This window comes from Micromonospora sp. NPDC047187, from assembly GCF_040643355.1.
In the GTDB taxonomy this organism is placed as follows: domain Bacteria; phylum Actinomycetota; class Actinomycetes; order Mycobacteriales; family Micromonosporaceae; genus Micromonospora; species Micromonospora salmantinae.
Genome location: NZ_JBEYUF010000004.1, coordinates 250,872 through 266,377, shown reverse-complemented (window position 1 = coordinate 266,377; position 15,506 = coordinate 250,872). Strand labels below are relative to the sequence as shown.

Here is a 15,506-nt window from a genome sequence, read left to right as displayed (position 1 = left end):
CGTGCCGGCGCTCGGTCGCGCGCGCTCAGGCCCGATCAAGACTCTCACCCCGGCCCCTCCGACCCTGCTGGTCCACCCCCTCGCCCCGGTGCCGCCCCTCGCCCCGGTGATCATGGAGTTATCGGTCGACACGCCGACGACACGCGCGGACAACTTCATGATCAACACGTGGAGGTGGGGGTGGGTATGGGGGTGGGGTGCCGGCGGGGGGTGGAGGATGGCGGGATGGGACGGGCAACTGATCGACGGGGCGTACTCCGGATCGACCTGGACGCGGCGACCGCCGGGCGCGGGTCGGTCCGCCGACCGGACACGCTGGCCGTGGAGGAGCCGCTGGAGATCCGGGTCGGCGCGGCCGGCCCCGGCCGACGCCAACCGCTCGCCGTCACCATGCGTACTCCCGGCGACGATCTGGACCTGGCCATCGGGTTCCTGCTGACGGAGGGGCTGATCCGGTCGACCGACGACGTGTTGACCGCGCAACTCTGCGCCGGCGCGGAGACGCCGAACACGTACAACGTGGTGGACGTGGTGCTCGCGCCCGGCGTACCGGAACCGACCACCGACCCGTCCCGGAACTTCTACACGACCAGCTCCTGCGGGGTCTGCGGCAAGGCCAGCATCGACGCGGTACGCACCCGGTCGCTCTTCCCGGTCGCGGCGGATCCGCTCAGCGTGCCGGCCACGCTGCTCGCCGAGCTGCCCGACCGGTTACGCGCCGCCCAGCGCGGCTTCGATCGGACCGGCGGGCTGCACGCGGCGGGGCTGTTCACCCCCGACGGTGAGCTGGTGGTGCTCCGGGAGGACGTGGGCCGGCACAACGCCGTGGACAAGGTGATCGGCTGGGCCGTGCGGGAACGCCGACTGCCGCTCGCCGGGCACCTGCTGCTGGTCTCCGGGCGGGCCAGCTTCGAACTGACCCAGAAGGCGTGGATGGCGGGGTTGCCGCTGCTGGCCGCGGTGTCCGCCCCGAGCACCCTCGCCGCCGAACTGGCCGACGAGGCGGGCATGACACTCGTCGGCTTCCTGCGCGGACGGACCATGAACGTCTACACCGGGCCGCACCGGATCACAGTGGAGCAGCCAGCCTGACCCGAGCGGCCCGTCAGCGACCGATCCGGTCGATCAGGTCGAACAGGGCCAGCCGTGCGGCGGCATCACGGGCGATCAGGAAACCGGCGATGCCGAGGATCCAGCCCAACGCGCTGCCCGCCTTCGTGACGATCCAGGTGTTCAGGCGGGCCAGCACCGGCTCGACCAGTCGCGGGCGGGCCACCCTGGCACCCAGCAACAACACCGCCGGCAGCACCATGACCAGGCAGTACCCGGTGAGCAGCGCCACCACGCTCGCCGCTCCCACCCCCGAGGTGGCCAACAGACCCACCGCACCGAGGTACGGAAGCATGGTCGCCACCTCGGCGAGCGCCGCGAGCAGCGCCAGCCCGACCAACCAGCGGGCGGAGGAATCTCCGGCGGTGGCCCGGTCCCGCCAGCGCAACACACCACCGGTACGGGGACGCCGCTTGCCGTCGTAGCGGAAGCTGAACGCCAGCATTCCCACGCCCAGGACGAGTTGTGCCCAGAGGACGCCCCGGTTGTCCAGGGCGCCGCCCAGCGCGTCGCCCAGCCTGCTGCCTCCCCAGACCAGCAGCAGCCCGACCCCGAGGTAGAACACCGCGATGGTGGCGAGGTAGCCCAGGATCCGCCGGACGTTGACCGGCCCGGGGGCGAGCAGCAACCAGACCGGAATGAAGAGGGTGCCGATGCTGGTGCTGTCGATCAACGCCAGCCCGGCCAGCGACAGCAGCAACTCGGGGGTCATGTCGTACCAACGCGGAGAACGGTCACGAGATCATTCTCCGGCGGCGGTGAGCCTGCCGCGTCGGCCGTGGACAGGAGCAACGCGTACATCCTTCGACGGAGGGCGTGCAGGCCCGCATCGCCGACGCCGTCGCGAACCGTCGAAGGCCGCCGAGGTCCTGGGCCGCGACGAGGGCGACCTCTGGCCCGACCTGTTCAAGCGGCGGGGTGTTTCGGTATCGGGGACACCCCGACTTCCAGGAAGCCGAGTCGATCCTCGATCTACCGAGAAGCCGCCGGCTATGCGGCTACGATCTCGACGGCACCGCGGGAGATCTTTACGTCGAACTCCATGCCGGTGCCCTTGGAGAGCTTGACGAGGGTCGCGATCGACGGCGGCTGGTCGCCCGACTCCAGTCGCGCGATGACTGACTGGGTCATCCCCACCTTGCGAGCGAGCGCGGCCTGGGTCAGCTGGTTCTCGGTGCGGTATCCCACGATACGGAGCGCGACCTCACGCGCGAATGCTGTCCGATTCCACTCTGCGCGGAACACCGGGTCCTGACGGCTGACATCGCCGATGACCTGCTGCGAGGTCTTGGGTTCGGAACGTTTCATCACTCCGCCTCCACGTCCTTGATCCTTCGCTCTGCGGCTGCGACGGCCCGGGCGAAGTTCCGCTGACTGACGCTGGCTTCTGGGCCGAGGCTCTCCAGCTTTTCGACGGCGTGTCCGATTGCCGCCTGCTCGATCGCGGGTATGGCTCGCAGTTCGGGCACGGCCTCTGGGTGGAAGAGGACTGACCAGAGCCGACTATAGCGAAATTGCGATACGGCTGCTGCGGAGTCTCCCGCATCTGGCTCGTCAGCGGCGGCCACGTCGGCTCCGTTTGCGGGGCCGGATGACACCAGGCATGCCGACCGACGGCCAGCCGTCCAACTCGGCAGGGGGCACGCCCCGCCGGAGCAGGTCGTCCAGCAGCAGGGCGAGCGAGTAGTCAGGGTGCAGGCTCAGCGTGCGTTCGAGCGCGACCGCCGCCAACGCGCCCTGTCCGGCGCGCCAGGCGGCGAACGCCAGCAGCGCACCCGGCGCGGCGGCCACCTCCGGCTCGGCTCGGCGCAGCACGTCGGTCCAGAGGGCGATGTCCCGGTCCCGGCCGTCGGTGCGTTCCCACGCGTGATCGCGGACCGGCAGGTGGGTCATCAGCAGGCTCAACCAGGCCGCCTCGTCGTCGTCGAGCCGCTCACCACGCCGCTGCCGGCGCTGGGCCTCGCGGACCGCCGCCACCCCGGCGGCGCGCAGTGCCCGCGCCCCGAGCAGGTCGCTCTCGGGTGCCTGCTCGATCAGCTCGGTCAGTCTCAGCTCGGCGCGGGCGGTGGCCGTACGGGCCGCCTCCCGGGCCGGGCCGTCCACCGGTGCCACCTGCGCCACCAGGGCGGCCCGGTCGGGGAGTGCGACCTGACCGGCGAAGATCGCCGAGGCGGTCACCCGGTTGACGGTCGGGTCGTAGCGGCGCCCCTCGGGCGGGCAGCAGTCGGGCTCGGTGCAGAGGTAGGACCACCAGCGGCCGTCGGTCACCCGCAGCGCGTCGAGCACGTGCAGCCCGAAGTCGTTCAACGCGTCGCGCACCGCGTCCACGGCCGGGGTGACCCGCTCCGGTTGCCCGTAACCCACAACCGTGGCGGCCTCGGCGCCCTGCCGGCGGATCACACCAGCCAGGTGCACGGCCAGCCCGCCCAGCTCGGTCGGCTCGGGCAGGTCCGCGCGGGCGGCGAAGACGATCTGTCGGCCGACCAGCGCCACGGCGACCACGCTGTCGGTGGGATGAAAGCCGAGCAGGTACGGCACAGCGGCGATCAGGTCGGCGGGTGAGCGGACGGCGAGCTGAGGGCGTTCGGTCGAGGTCATGTCGGAAGCCTGCGGCGGGCGTACCAGGCCCTGCCACCCCTGTGGACGACACGCGGCTTATCCACAGTTACTGAACGTGTTTTCCCTGCTCGCGCCACACCTGCGGGTGCGGAAAGAGCGCCGATGTCGTCGGGCGACACCTGGCTGTCGTAAGGAGCGGTTACCGTGCGCTGATGGACCTGGCGTACCTGCGCGCGCATCCGGCACACCTACCGACCTTCCGGACCCATCAGCGGCTCCGGGAGACGCCGGTCGCCGGTGGAAACATCTGCGCGGCCGCCCGGCTCACCCTCGACGACGGCCACTCCGTCTTCGCCAAGTCCTGGCCTGAAGACGCCGACCGACCGCCGCCGGAGGGCTTCTTCGCCGCCGAGGCCGCCGGCCTGCGCTGGCTGCGGGAGGCGGGCGCGGTCGGCGTACCCGAGGTGATCGTGGTGTTGCCGGAGCTGCTGGCGCTCGACTGGGTGGAGCCCGGCGAACCGACGCCGGAGGCCGCGGAGCGCTTCGGCCGGGAGTTGGCCGAGCTGCACCGGGCGGGCGCAACCGCCTTCGGTGCCACCTGGCCCGGGTTCATCGGCTCGCTCCCACAGGACAACACCCCCACCGGCGGGCGCTGGTCGACCTGGTTCGCCGAGCGACGCCTCGCCCCCTACCTGCGACGCTCGATCGACGGTGGCGCGCTGACCAGCGCCGATGCCGCTCTGGTCGAGCAGGTGATCGGCCGCCTCGACGGGCTCGGCGGCGACGAGCCGCCCGCGCGCATCCACGGCGACCTGTGGCCGGGCAACGTGCTGTGGGGGGCCGACGACCGGGCCTGGCTCGTCGACCCGGCAGCGCACGGTGGGCACCGGGAGACGGATCTCGCCCAGCTCGCCCTCTTCGGCGGCATCCCCCACCTGGATCGGGTGCTGGCTGCCTACCAGGAGAGTTGGCCGCTACCGGACGGCTGGCGTGAGCGCGTGCCGTTGCACCAGCTGCACCTCCTGCTAGTGCACACCGCACTCTTCGGCGTCAGCTTCCGAGATGTGGTCGTCCAGACCGCCCGTGGCGTCCTGAGCCGCGCCGAGCGCGCTACGGTCGACAGGTGAGCGTCGCCCCGGGGACCGACGCCGTCCTCGTCGACCGGTACGGCCGTGTCGCCCGGGACCTGCGGGTGTCCCTCACCGACAAGTGCAACCTGCGCTGCACCTACTGCATGCCGGCGGAAGGTCTCCCCTGGCTGGCCGGCCCCGAGTTGCTGACCGACGAGGAGATCGTCCGGCTGGTCCGGGTGGCTGTCGAGCTGCTCGGCGTGACCGAGGTGCGGTTCACCGGCGGTGAGCCGCTGATCCGACCCGGGCTGGTCGAGATCGTGACGGCGGTCGCCGCCCTCGAACCCCGCCCACGGGTCTCGCTGACCACCAACGGCATCGGCCTGGACCGGCTGGCCCCGGCGTTGCGGGCCGCCGGCCTGGACAGGGTGAACGTCTCACTGGACACCCTGGACCCGGACCGGTTCACCAAGCTCACCCGCCGCCCCCGTCTCGACGCGGTGCTGGCCGGGCTCGCCGGGGCGGCGGCCGCCGGGCTCAGCCCTGTGAAGATCAACTCGGTGTTGATGCGTGGTGTCAACGAGGACGAGGCGCCGGCGCTGCTCCGCTTCGCCCTCGACCACGACTACCAGCTACGGATCATCGAGCAGATGCCGTTGGACGCCCAGCACGGCTGGGCCCGCGACACCATGGTCACCGCCGAGGAGATCCTGGCGTCGTTGCGTACAGTCTTCGATCTGAGCCCCGACCCGGCCGAGCGCGGCGCGGCACCGGCGGAGACCTGGCTGGTCGACGGAGGCCCCGCCCGGGTCGGTGTGATCGCCAGCGTCACCCGCCCCTTCTGCGGGGACTGCGACCGCACCCGGTTGACTGCCGACGGTCAGGTCCGCGCCTGCCTCTTCGCCACGGAAGAGTCGGATCTGCGCGCCGCGCTGCGCACCGGCGCGGACGACGGCGAGTTGGCCCGGCGCTGGCGTGCCGCGATGTGGGGCAAGCGCGCCGGGCACGGCATCGACGACCCCACCTTCCTCCAGCCGACCCGCCCGATGTCCGCGATCGGAGGCTGAGCGTGGAGGGGCCACAGCTGACCATCCGCTACTTCGCCGGCGCCCGCGCCGCCGCCGGTCGCGCCGAGGAGGCCATCCCCGCCGGGCGGTCACTCGACGACCTCACGTCCGAGCTGACCCGGCGCCACGGCGACCGGCTCGCCGGGGTGCTGCGGGTGGCGAGTTTCCTCGTGAACGGCGTCACCTGTCATGATCGTCAGGCACCCCTACCGGCCGGGGCCACGATCGATGTCCTGCCCCCGTTCGCGGGCGGCTGAGGGAGGCGCACGCAATGATGGCGGTTCTGGGGTTCGTGGCTGTCCTGGCGCTGGTCACCGGTCTCATCCACCTCTACCTGTGGAAGCGGCTCGTTCGGGACACCACCACGCCGGGCCGTTGGCGACGGGTCGGTGGGATCGCCGCCCTGGTGCTGGCCCTGCTCGTGCCGGTCACCCTCGCCGGAACGCAGGCCGGGCTCTACTGGCTCGCCTGGCCGGGCTACCTGTGGCTCGCGCTGATGTTCTACCTGCTGGTCGTACTGGTCGTGCTGGAAGTCCCGATGCTGGTCGCCCGGCTGGTGCTGCGTCGCCGGGTGGTCGCCGCGGAGCCCACCACCGCCGCGCCCGAGCCGGTGCTGGTCGGTGCCGCCGGCCCGACCGAGCCGCCGGCCGCCGGCGCCGTAGCGGCACCGGACCACGACCCGTCCCGTCGGTTGCTGCTGGCCCGTGGGGCGGCCATCTTCGCCGGCCTCACCGCCACCGGCGTCACCGGGTACGGCATCCGCACGGCGCTGGGCCCACCTCACCTCGACCGGGTGCGGATTCCGCTGGCCAAACTCCCCCGCAGCATGGACGGTCTGCGCATCGCCACCGTCTCCGACATCCACCTCGGCCCGCTGCGCGGGCGGGCACACACCGAGCGGATCGTCGCCGCGATCAACCGGCTCGACGCGGACATCGTCGCGATCGTCGGTGACCTGGTCGACGGCTCCGTGGCCGAACTCGGCTCGGCCGCCGCGCCGCTGCGCGACCTTCGCTCCCGCTACGGCAGCTTCTTCGTCACCGGCAACCACGAGTACTACTCCGGCGTGGAGGAGTGGGTCCAGGAGGTCGACCGGCTCGGTCTGCGGGTGCTGCAGAACCGGCGGCAGGAGATCCAGGCCCGGGGCGGTGTGCTCGACCTGGCCGGCGTGAACGACCTCACCGGGGCGGGCACCGGCCTCGCCGCCGGGCCGGATTTCGCCGCCGCCCTCGGTGACCGCGACCCGAGTCGACCCGTGGTCCTGCTCGCGCACCAGCCGTTGGCGGCCAAGGAGGCAGCCCGCTACGGCGTCGACCTGCAACTGTCCGGGCACACCCACGGTGGGCAGATGGTGCCGTTCAACCTGGCCGTCAGGCTGGAGCAGCCGGTGGTCAGCGGGCTCGGCGAGGTCGACGGCACCAAGGTCTACGTGACCAACGGCGCCGGTTTCTGGGGGCCTCCGGTCCGGGTCGGGGCGGAGCCGCAGATCAGTCTGGTCGAGCTGCGCTCGGCATAGCGGAGGTCACGTACGCGCGTGGCGGCGGGTGGCCGGCGCGACGGGCGTGACAGGATGCGGCGTGCCCCCGTTCAGCGCCGTACCCCCCGGTGGCCTACCGCCATTCGTCGCGGACCTGCACATCCACTCGAAGTACTCGCGCGCGTGCAGCCGTGACCTCACCCTGCCGAACCTCGCGTGGTGGGCCCGGCGTAAGGGCATCGGCCTGCTCGGCACCGGCGACTTCACCCACCCCGCCTGGTACGACCACCTGCGGGAGACGCTGCGCCCGGCCGAACCGGGGCTCTACCGGCTCGACCCGGAGGCGGAACGGGACCTCGCCCGACGGCTGCCACCCCGACTCGCGCCGAACGCGGAGGCGGACCCGGTCCGTTTCATGCTGAGCGTGGAGATCTCCACCATCTACAAGCGGGACGACCGGACCCGCAAGGTGCATCACCTGATCTACCTGCCGGATCTGGACGCGGTGGCCCGGTTCAACACCGCGCTGGGCCGGATCGGCAACCTCGGCTCCGACGGCCGGCCGATCCTCGGACTGGACTCCCGCGACCTGCTGGAGATCACCCTGGAGGCCAGCCCGGACGGATATCTGGTGCCGGCACACATCTGGACTCCCTGGTTCTCCGCGCTGGGTTCGAAGTCCGGCTTCGACGCGATCGCGGACTGCTACGCCGACCTGGCCGAGCACATCTTCGCCGTGGAGACCGGGCTCTCCTCCGACCCCGCCATGAACTGGCGGGTCGGCAGCCTGGACGGTTACCAACTGGTGTCCAACTCGGACGCGCACTCGCCGCCGGCTCTGGGCCGGGAGGCGACAGTGCTGACCGCCGAACGGGACTACTTCGCCGTTCGGGAGGCGCTGCGTACGGGTGACGGCCTGGCCGGCACCATCGAGTTCTTCCCGGAGGAGGGCAAGTACCACGCGGACGGGCACCGGCTGTGTGGGGTCAACTGGTCTCCGGAGCGCACCCGGGCCGCCGGCGGGCGCTGCCCCGAGTGCGGCAAGCCACTCACCGTGGGCGTCCTCAGCCGGATCGAGGAGCTGGCCGACCGCCCGGACGGGCACCGGCCGGCGCACGCCCGGGACGTCACCCACCTGGTGCCGCTGGCCGAGATCCTCGGCGAGATCAACAAGGTGGGCGCCCGGTCGAAGAAGGTCGAGGGGCGGCTCAACGAGCTGCTGGCCGCACTCGGCCCCGAGCTGGAGATCCTGACCGCGACGCCGCTGACCGAGATCGCGCAGGCCGGTGGTGAGCTGCTCGCGGAGGGCATCGGACGGCTGCGGCGCGGCGACGTCCGCCGGGTGCCCGGTTACGACGGCGAGTACGGCGTGATCACGCTCTTCGACAGGGCCGAGTTGGGCGCGCAGGAGACGCTGTTCGACGTACCGGTGCCGGCGCAGCGGCGACCCGCGGAGCCGGCTCCCCGGGTTCCGGCCAAGCGCCCGGCGGCGGCCAAGGCGGAGCCGAAGCGGAAGCCGGTCCCGGCGCCCGCGCGGCCGATCGCGTCGCCGCCGTCTCCGCACGAGCCGTTCGAGCCGATGCTCTCCGGCATGGAGGAGGTCGGCACCGGCCTGCTGGACCGACTGGACGCCATGCAGCGGGTGGCCGCCTCCGCACCCGGCGGTCCGCTGCTCATCGTGGCCGGTCCGGGCACCGGCAAGACCAGGACGCTCACCCACCGGATCGCGTACCTCTGCGCGGAGCTGAACGTCTTCCCCGAGCACTGCCTCGCGATCACGTTCACCCGCCGGGCCGCCGAGGAGCTGCGGCACCGGCTCGACGGCCTGCTCGGCCCGGTCGCCGAGGACGTCACGGTGGGTACGTTCCACGCTCTGGGTTTGACCATCCTGCGGGAGAACGCCGGCGCGGCGGGTCTCCCGGCCGACTTCCGGATCGCCGACGACGCCGAGCGGGCGGCGGCCCGCACCGAGGCCGGCGACGACAGTGCCGCGTACGTGTCGCTGCTGCGCAAGCAGGACCTGGTCGACCTGGACGAACTGGTGACCCTGCCGGTGGAGCTGCTGCGGGCCGACCGGAAGTTGGTCGAACGGTACCGGGACCGCTGGCGGTGGATCTTCGTCGACGAGTACCAGGACGTCGACGAGGTGCAGTACGAGCTGCTGCGGCTGCTCAGCCCCGCCGACGGCAACCTCTGTGCCATCGGCGACCCGGACCAGGCCATCTACTCGTTCCGGGGTGCCGACGTCGGCTACTTCCTGCGCTTCTCCGAGGACTTCACCGACGCCCGACTGGTCCGGCTCAACCGCAACTACCGGTCGTCGGCCCCGATCCTGGCCGCCGCCGTGCAGGCCATCGCGCCGTCCTCGCTGGTCCGGGGCCGGCGACTGGACCCGGCCCGGCTCGACCCGGAGGCCCCGCTGGTAGGGCGCTACCCGGCGGCGTCAGTGGCCGAGGAGGCCGACTTCGTGGTGCGTACCGTCGACGACCTGGTCGGCGGGTTGTCGCACCGTTCACTGGACTCGGGCCGCATCGACGGCCGGTCCACCTCGCTGTCGTTCTCCGACATCGCCGTGCTGTACCGCACCGACGCGCAGGCCGCCCCGATCGTGGATGCCCTGACCAGGGCGAACATCCCCGTGCAGAAGCGTTCCCACGACCGGCTGCGGGATCGGCCCGGGGTGGCGGCCATCGCCCGCGAGCTACGGCACGCCGACGGTCTGGCCGGCTCGCTTGCCGCCCGGGTGCGGCTGGCCGGTCAGGTGGTCGCGGAACGGTTCGCCGTGCCCACCCTGGACGGCGCCAGCAGCGCGGTCCGTCCCGAGGACGTCCGCTCGGCAGTGGACCTGCTGACCCCGCTGGCCCGACGCTGCGGTGACGACCTGGAGGCCTTCCTGTCGCAGTTGGCCACCGGCGCGGAGGTGGACGCGCTCGACCCGCGCGCCGAGGCGGTCACGCTGCTCACCCTGCACGCCGCGAAGGGCCTGGAGTTCCCGGTGGTCTTCCTGGTCGGTGTCGAGGACGGGCTGTTGCCGTTGCGCTGGCCGGGCTCGACGCCCGACGAGGACGCCGTCGCCGAGGAGCGCCGGCTCTTCTTCGTCGGCCTGACCCGGGCTCAGGACCGGCTGTACGTCAGTCACGCCGCCCGCCGCACCCGGCACGGCGCCGAGCGCGACTGCGCCCCGTCACCGTTCCTCAACACCATCGACCCCGGCCTCTTCGAACGCTTCGGCGAAGCCGAACCCCGCCGCCCCAAGGACCGCCAACTCCGCCTGATCTAACCGCCGGTCCCCTCATGCTCCGTCGATCTTGCACTTTCGGTCGCCGCTGTGCGAGGGATGCACCTTATGTCGGCGCAGAAACGGCAAGATCGACGAAGTTGGGGGCGGGGGCGCGTCAGGTGAGGAGGGGGGCGAGCCAGGCGCCCACCAGCAGGGCCGGGCCGAGGGGCAGCAGGGTGTTCCGGTGCACCTTTCGGGCGGCGAGCAGGCCGAGCACCAGACCGCCGTGCAGCACGTGCGGCAGGAGCAACCCGGTCAGCAGGGCTTCCCACCCCAACCAGCCGAGCGGCAGGCCGAGGACGGCGGCGAGTTTCACGTCCCCGAAACCCAGCCGTGAGCCGGGCAGCAGGGCCAGCAGCACGTGCGCCGCGCCCGCGACCGTCGCGCCTCCCAGCGCGCCGAGCAGCCGGCCGGGAGTGCCGGCCAGCAGCGCCGCGGTGGTCAGCCCTCCGAGGGCCAGCAGCCCGGCGACGAGGACCAACGGGTCGGGCAGCCGCAGACAGGCCAGGTCGACCCGCGCCAGCACCAGACCGACCGCCGCGACCGCGAGGATGACCGGCAGCGCCGGGTCGTCACCCACGGCGACGGCAAGGCCGACAAAGACGCTGGCCGCCACCATCGGGTCGACCCAGGGCCGCCGGACCGGACGCGGCGGTGGAAACGCCAATGGCCGCGGGTCCGCGGTGGCGAAGCGCCGCGACACCAGGGGTACGACGAGGCCGACCAGCGCGCCGAGCAGCGCGATCGACACCAGCGCGGCGGCCGACATGGGCCGGACGTTACTGGCGGTCGCGCACCGGCGTGTCCCCCGATCGTGAGCCCGTGCCCGCCCGACGCGGCCGTTCGGTGGTCACCACCAGGGCGACCCCGCCGACGATGACAGCACCGCCGAGCAGCACCTGCGGGGTGATCGGCTCGGCCACCAGCAGCGCGCCGAGCGCCACCGCGACCGCCGGGTTCACGTAGGCGTACGTCGACACCAGCGAGATCGGCGCGTTGTGCAGCAGCCAGACGTACGCGGTGAAGGCCACCAGCGAGCCGGCCACCATGAGGTAACCCAGCGCCAACCAGGACCGGGTGCTCACCGCCGCCGGGTGGAAGTCGGCCAGTTCGCCCCGACCGGCGGCGACTGCCACCAGCACCAGCGCGCCGGCCATCATCTCGTACACCGTGGCCACGAACGGGTCGGCGGGCATCCGGATCCGTCCGGACAGGAACGACCCGACCGACCAGGAGGTGGCCGCCGCCACCACTGTCAACGCCCCGACCAGCGGTACCGCTGCCGAACCACCGCCCGGCAGCACCAGCAGGATGAGGCCGACGAAGCCCACTGTGACCCCGGCGAACGTCCAGATCGGCGGCCGATCCCCGGTGGCCGAGCGCAACAGAACCACCAGCAACGGCACCGTGGCCACCAGCAGCGCGGCGATCCCGGACGGCACCGCCACTCCCGGCGGCCCCGATTCGGCGAGCACCACCAGGCCGTTGCCGGCGGCGAGCAGAAGCACCCCGACCAGCGCGGCCGAGCCGAGTTGCCGTCGGTCCACCCGCAGCGCGCCGGGGCCTCGACGCAGTCGCAGCACCACCGCCAGGACCAGGCCGGCCACGGCGAACCGGAGCGCGGCCGACAGCAGCGGAGGCATCGTCTCCACGGTGATCCGGATGGCCAGATAGGTCGACCCCCAGAGCACGTAGACCACGATCAACGCTGTCCAGATCACTGTCGGCGTGCTGCTGGCACGACGGCCGGCGAGGGCCGTGGCGCTCGGTGGAGGTGAGCTCATCAGTGGACCACGCTACGGTGACCCCGGAGCCCGCGTCGCGCTTTGGTGGCCGGCCTCTCACCACTCGTGCAGGAGGGCGGCATGACGAACTACGGACAACCGGGGAGCGGCCACCCAGGGCCGTGGCGTGGGCAAAGACCCGACGAGACGCCCGGTCGACCGGCGCAACAGCCCTACCCGCCCGCAGCGGAGCCCTACCCGCCCGCCGGCCCGTCGTACCCGCCCGCACCGCAGGGACGACCTGGGCCGTACGGGGGCCCACCCAACCCGCCCTACGGTGCGGCGCCCGGCGCGCCCTACGGCGGCGGGACCGATACGCCCTACGGCCACGAGCCCCGCACGCCCTACGGCGGCTCGTACCAGCCGGCCCCGCCGACCCCGACGTACGGCGGGCAGCCGTACCGGCCCGACGACCCGTACGGCGAGGATCCGGCGCCGAGCCGGCGCGGGCGGGGGCCGCTGATCGCGGTACTGGCCGTCGTACTGCTGGTGGTCGCCGTCGCCGGGGCGTTCTGGTTCCGCCGTGGGCAGAGCGACCCGGCGCCGGCAGCCGCGCCGAGCAACTCGGCCGTCGCCGGTGAGCCCAGCGCGGACGCGGTCGAGCCCGCCCCGAGCGCCGCCGCCCCGGAGTCGTCGGCCGATCCCCGCTTCGCGAAGGTCGGTCAGTGCGTCCGCAACGACGGCACCGCCGGCGGCAAGCCGAAGCTGCTGATCAGCGGCTGCACCGCCAAGTCGTACGAGGTGCTGAGCCGGATCGACGGCCCGACCAGCGGCGAGCGGGACGCCGAGGCCAAGTGCGGCAAGGTCGAGGGCTACACCAACTGGTATTTCTTCGACAGTGAGCTGGACACTCTCGACTTCGTCCTCTGCCTCAAGCAACGCTGAGACCACCCACCCCCGGGGATGACATGACGACCTACGGACCTGCGGGTTCCGACCAGCCGGACGATCCGTACCAGCGCCCGCCCAACGAGCCGGACAGCTCACCACCGGTCGACCCGACAGTGCCCCAGTGGAGCACCCCGCCGGCCGCTGACGACCCTACCCGCCAGCAGTGGGGTCCCCCGCCGACCGGCGCGGAGCCACCGACGGCACCCATGTGGGCGCCGCCGCCCACCAGTCCGGAGCCGCCGACCACGCCGATGTGGGCGCCGCCGACCACCTCGGACCCGGGTTACCCGCCGCCGGGGCCGTTCCCACCGGCCGGGCCGTACCCACCGGCGGGCCCGATGCCCGGTCAGCCGGCCGGGCCGATGCCGGGTCAGCCACCCGCGCCGTGGGGGCAGCAGCCTCCCGGCGGCTACGGGATGCCGCCCGTCGCGCCGGCGAAGAAGACCGGCCGCAACGTCGCTCTCATCATCACCGTGGTGGTGCTGCTCGTGCTCTGTCCGTGTCTCGGCCTGGCCGGATGGGCGGTCTGGAAGGTGGCCGACGCTGGCAGCGACGCGGCGCGTACCCCGTCGACGAGTGCCCCGGGCGTTCCACCCGCGCTGCCCACCGACGCCCCGACGTCGGCCGCCCCGACTCCGGGCGAGGAGTTCGCCAGGGGTGACTGCGTGGTGAACGACGGCAGTGAGAGCGACGCGGACCTTCGCAAGGTGCCCTGCGGCCCGAACACCTATCAGGTGCTGCTGCGAATTCCGGCGACCACGGACGGCGACCGATGCGAGACGCTCGCACCACAGGCGACCGCGAACTACGTGCACGACAACTCGGTCGACCTGTTCGACTACGTGCTCTGCCTGAAGAAGCGCTAGCCCGATCTGGCCGATCGCTGGTCCGATTGCCAAAACTAGGGCTGTCTAGCGTCCACGCTAGACAGCCCTAGTTAGTGGTCGACGGGTCTCGACACGCCGGTAGCCGCATCTATCCATGTCTAGCCTCGCAGCTAGATGGCCCGATAATCTGCGATGCGTGGATCCGGTCCGCAACCCGTACGCGCCGGGCGCCGGTCAGCGTCCGCCCGAACTTGCCGGGCGGGGGCGGGAGCTGGACGTCTTCGACATCGTGCTCGAACGCATCGCCCGGGGTCGTCCCGAGCGCAGCCTGATGCTCACCGGGCTGCGTGGCGTCGGCAAGACGGTCCTGCTCAACACGCTCCGGTCGCAGGCGATCAACCGACTCTGGGGCAGCGGCAAGATCGAGGCTCGACCCGACCAGTCGTTGCGCAGACCGGTCGCCGCCGCACTGCACATGGCGGTCCGGGAGCTCGCCCCCCGCCACCGCGCACCGGACCGGATCGACGCGTTCCTCGGCGTCCTCAAGGCGTTCGCCCAACGATCCAACCCGACCGGCCGGGCCGGTGCCGCCACCAAGCTGCGCGACCGGTGGCAGCCCGGCATCGACGTGCCGGCCGCCAGCGGCCGAGCCGACTCCGGCGACATCGAGATCGACCTGGTCGAGCTGTTCAGTGACGCCGCCGCCGTGGCCAGTGACGTCGGCACCGGCATCGCCATCTTCATCGACGAGATGCAGGATCTCGGCCCGGAGGACGTGTCGGCGCTCTGCGCCGCCTGCCACGAGCTGTCCCAGCTCGGCGCGCCGCTGATCGTCGTCGGCGCCGGCCTTCCGCACCTGCCGGCCGTGCTCAGCGCCGCCAAGTCGTACTCCGAACGGTTGTTCCGCTATCAACGCATCGACCGGCTCGACCGGATCGCCGCCGACCGGGCGCTCTGCGCGCCCGCCGAGCGCGAGGAGGTCGAGTACGAGCCGAAGGCACTCGACCTGCTCTACGAGAAGTCCGGCGGCTATCCCTACTTCGTCCAGGCGTACGGCAAGGCCACCTGGGACCACGCCCCACGCTCGCCGATCACCGCCGCCGATGTGCGGGTCGCCGCGCCCGAGGCGGAGGCCGAGCTGGCGGTCGGGTTCTTCGGTTCCCGGTTCGAACGGGCCACTCCCGCCGAACGCGAGTACATGCGGGCGATGGCCATGATGTCCGCGGTCGAGGGCGAGCCCGGCGCGGTGGTCCGCGACGACATGGACGCCGCGGTGCCCACCGCGGAGATCGCCCGTGCCCTCGGCCGCAAGCCGGCCAGTCTGTCCCCGGCCCGGGACGCGCTGATCAAGAAGGGGCTGATCTACTCCGGTGAGCGGGGCACCGTCGCCTTCACCGTCCCGCACTTCGGCCGGTACCTGCGGACACAGCCGGCCTGACCC

The 15,506-nt window shown here is 72.4% G+C and carries 14 protein-coding genes and 1 pseudogene; 9 read left to right on the top strand and 6 right to left on the bottom strand.

What is annotated here, in order from left to right; genetic code table 11:
* Positions 1 to 225 precede the first annotated feature (225 nt).
* The gene (gene fdhD, locus ABZ794_RS10435; RefSeq protein ID WP_238687945.1) at positions 226 to 1,092 is read left to right on the top strand and encodes a formate dehydrogenase accessory sulfurtransferase FdhD; all 867 of its coding nucleotides are present in this window, start codon (positions 226 to 228) and stop codon (positions 1,090 to 1,092) included.
* A gap of 13 nt (positions 1,093 to 1,105) precedes the next feature.
* Here the strand turns inward: fdhD and ABZ794_RS10430 are convergent, their stop codons facing one another.
* The 4 genes from ABZ794_RS10430 to ABZ794_RS10415 form a co-directional block, all read right to left on the bottom strand.
* Positions 1,106 to 1,822 (bottom strand): GAP family protein, encoded by a 717-nt coding sequence (locus tag ABZ794_RS10430; RefSeq protein WP_357515176.1) that lies wholly within the window; start codon positions 1,820 to 1,822, stop codon positions 1,106 to 1,108.
* Positions 1,823 to 2,100: 278 nt separating this feature from the next.
* On the bottom strand, positions 2,101 to 2,418 hold the full coding sequence (locus ABZ794_RS10425) for a helix-turn-helix transcriptional regulator (protein WP_357515172.1): 318 nt from the start codon (positions 2,416 to 2,418) through the stop codon (positions 2,101 to 2,103).
* Complete coding sequence (locus ABZ794_RS10420) at positions 2,418 to 2,678, bottom strand: hypothetical protein (RefSeq protein WP_238687943.1); 261 nt, start codon at positions 2,676 to 2,678, stop codon at positions 2,418 to 2,420. The genes ABZ794_RS10425 and ABZ794_RS10420 overlap by 1 nt, the downstream gene beginning before the upstream one ends.
* A complete protein-coding gene (locus ABZ794_RS10415) occupies positions 2,665 to 3,708 on the bottom strand; it encodes a DUF4192 domain-containing protein (protein ID WP_210787234.1) in 1,044 nt (347 codons plus the stop codon). Before ABZ794_RS10415 ends, ABZ794_RS10420 begins: the two co-directional genes overlap by 14 nt.
* A 173-nt stretch (positions 3,709 to 3,881) precedes the next feature.
* On the opposite strand from ABZ794_RS10415, the gene ABZ794_RS10410 reads away from it, so the two are divergent.
* The 5 genes from ABZ794_RS10410 to ABZ794_RS10390 all read left to right on the top strand — a co-directional run bounded on the left by ABZ794_RS10410 (position 3,882) and on the right by ABZ794_RS10390 (position 10,563).
* The gene (locus ABZ794_RS10410) at positions 3,882 to 4,796 is read left to right on the top strand and encodes a fructosamine kinase family protein (RefSeq protein ID WP_357515165.1); all 915 of its coding nucleotides are present in this window, start codon (positions 3,882 to 3,884) and stop codon (positions 4,794 to 4,796) included.
* Entirely contained in the window at positions 4,793 to 5,806 is a 1,014-nt protein-coding gene (moaA, locus tag ABZ794_RS10405; protein WP_238687941.1) for a GTP 3',8-cyclase MoaA, read from the top strand. Before ABZ794_RS10410 ends, moaA begins: the two co-directional genes overlap by 4 nt.
* A 2-nt stretch (positions 5,807 to 5,808) precedes the next feature.
* Positions 5,809 to 6,063 (top strand): MoaD/ThiS family protein, encoded by a 255-nt coding sequence (locus ABZ794_RS10400; RefSeq protein WP_210787240.1) that lies wholly within the window; start codon positions 5,809 to 5,811, stop codon positions 6,061 to 6,063.
* Between the two features lie 14 nt (positions 6,064 to 6,077).
* Positions 6,078 to 7,322, top strand: coding sequence for a metallophosphoesterase (locus tag ABZ794_RS10395; RefSeq protein WP_357515160.1), 1,245 nt, complete (start codon positions 6,078 to 6,080; stop codon positions 7,320 to 7,322).
* Between the two features lie 61 nt (positions 7,323 to 7,383).
* Positions 7,384 to 10,563 carry a UvrD-helicase domain-containing protein gene (locus tag ABZ794_RS10390; RefSeq protein WP_357515156.1) on the top strand — a complete coding sequence of 1,060 codons (3,180 nt, stop codon included), beginning with the start codon at positions 7,384 to 7,386 and terminating at the stop codon, positions 10,561 to 10,563.
* A 115-nt stretch (positions 10,564 to 10,678) separates the two neighbouring features.
* On the opposite strand, the gene ABZ794_RS10385 is transcribed toward ABZ794_RS10390, so the two are convergent.
* Positions 10,679 to 11,332, bottom strand: a complete 654-nt coding sequence (locus tag ABZ794_RS10385) for a prepilin peptidase (protein WP_357515153.1) — start codon at positions 11,330 to 11,332, stop codon at positions 10,679 to 10,681.
* A 10-nt stretch (positions 11,333 to 11,342) separates the two neighbouring features.
* Positions 11,343 to 12,347 carry an EamA family transporter gene (locus ABZ794_RS10380; RefSeq protein WP_357515149.1) on the bottom strand — a complete coding sequence of 335 codons (1,005 nt, stop codon included), beginning with the start codon at positions 12,345 to 12,347 and terminating at the stop codon, positions 11,343 to 11,345.
* Positions 12,348 to 12,764: 417 nt separating this feature from the next.
* Between ABZ794_RS10380 and ABZ794_RS10375 the strand changes: the two are divergent.
* The 3 genes and pseudogenes from ABZ794_RS10375 to ABZ794_RS10365 form a co-directional block, all read left to right on the top strand.
* Positions 12,765 to 13,232, top strand: a pseudogene (locus ABZ794_RS10375) (hypothetical protein); the annotation flags it as partial.
* A 422-nt stretch (positions 13,233 to 13,654) separates the two neighbouring features.
* Positions 13,655 to 14,104, top strand: coding sequence for a hypothetical protein (locus ABZ794_RS10370; RefSeq protein WP_210782186.1), 450 nt, complete (start codon positions 13,655 to 13,657; stop codon positions 14,102 to 14,104).
* Between the two features lie 157 nt (positions 14,105 to 14,261).
* Positions 14,262 to 15,503 carry an ATP-binding protein gene (locus ABZ794_RS10365; protein WP_210782030.1) on the top strand — a complete coding sequence of 414 codons (1,242 nt, stop codon included), beginning with the start codon at positions 14,262 to 14,264 and terminating at the stop codon, positions 15,501 to 15,503.
* The last annotated feature ends 3 nt before the right edge of the window (positions 15,504 to 15,506 follow it).

Coding starts and splice junctions, on each gene's coding strand:
- ABZ794_RS10415 (WP_210787234.1), bottom strand. CDS start 3,708: ATGACCTCGACCGAACGCCCTCAGCTCGCCGTCCGCTCACCCGCCGAC.
- ABZ794_RS10425 (WP_357515172.1), bottom strand. CDS start 2,418: ATGAAACGTTCCGAACCCAAGACCTCGCAGCAGGTCATCGGCGATGTC.
- fdhD (WP_238687945.1), top strand. CDS start 226: ATGGGACGGGCAACTGATCGACGGGGCGTACTCCGGATCGACCTGGAC.
- ABZ794_RS10410 (WP_357515165.1), top strand. CDS start 3,882: ATGGACCTGGCGTACCTGCGCGCGCATCCGGCACACCTACCGACCTTC.
- ABZ794_RS10385 (WP_357515153.1), bottom strand. CDS start 11,332: ATGTCGGCCGCCGCGCTGGTGTCGATCGCGCTGCTCGGCGCGCTGGTC.
- ABZ794_RS10380 (WP_357515149.1), bottom strand. CDS start 12,347: ATGAGCTCACCTCCACCGAGCGCCACGGCCCTCGCCGGCCGTCGTGCC.
- ABZ794_RS10370 (WP_210782186.1), top strand. CDS start 13,655: ATGCCGCCCGTCGCGCCGGCGAAGAAGACCGGCCGCAACGTCGCTCTC.
- ABZ794_RS10395 (WP_357515160.1), top strand. CDS start 6,078: ATGATGGCGGTTCTGGGGTTCGTGGCTGTCCTGGCGCTGGTCACCGGT.
- ABZ794_RS10430 (WP_357515176.1), bottom strand. CDS start 1,822: ATGACCCCCGAGTTGCTGCTGTCGCTGGCCGGGCTGGCGTTGATCGAC.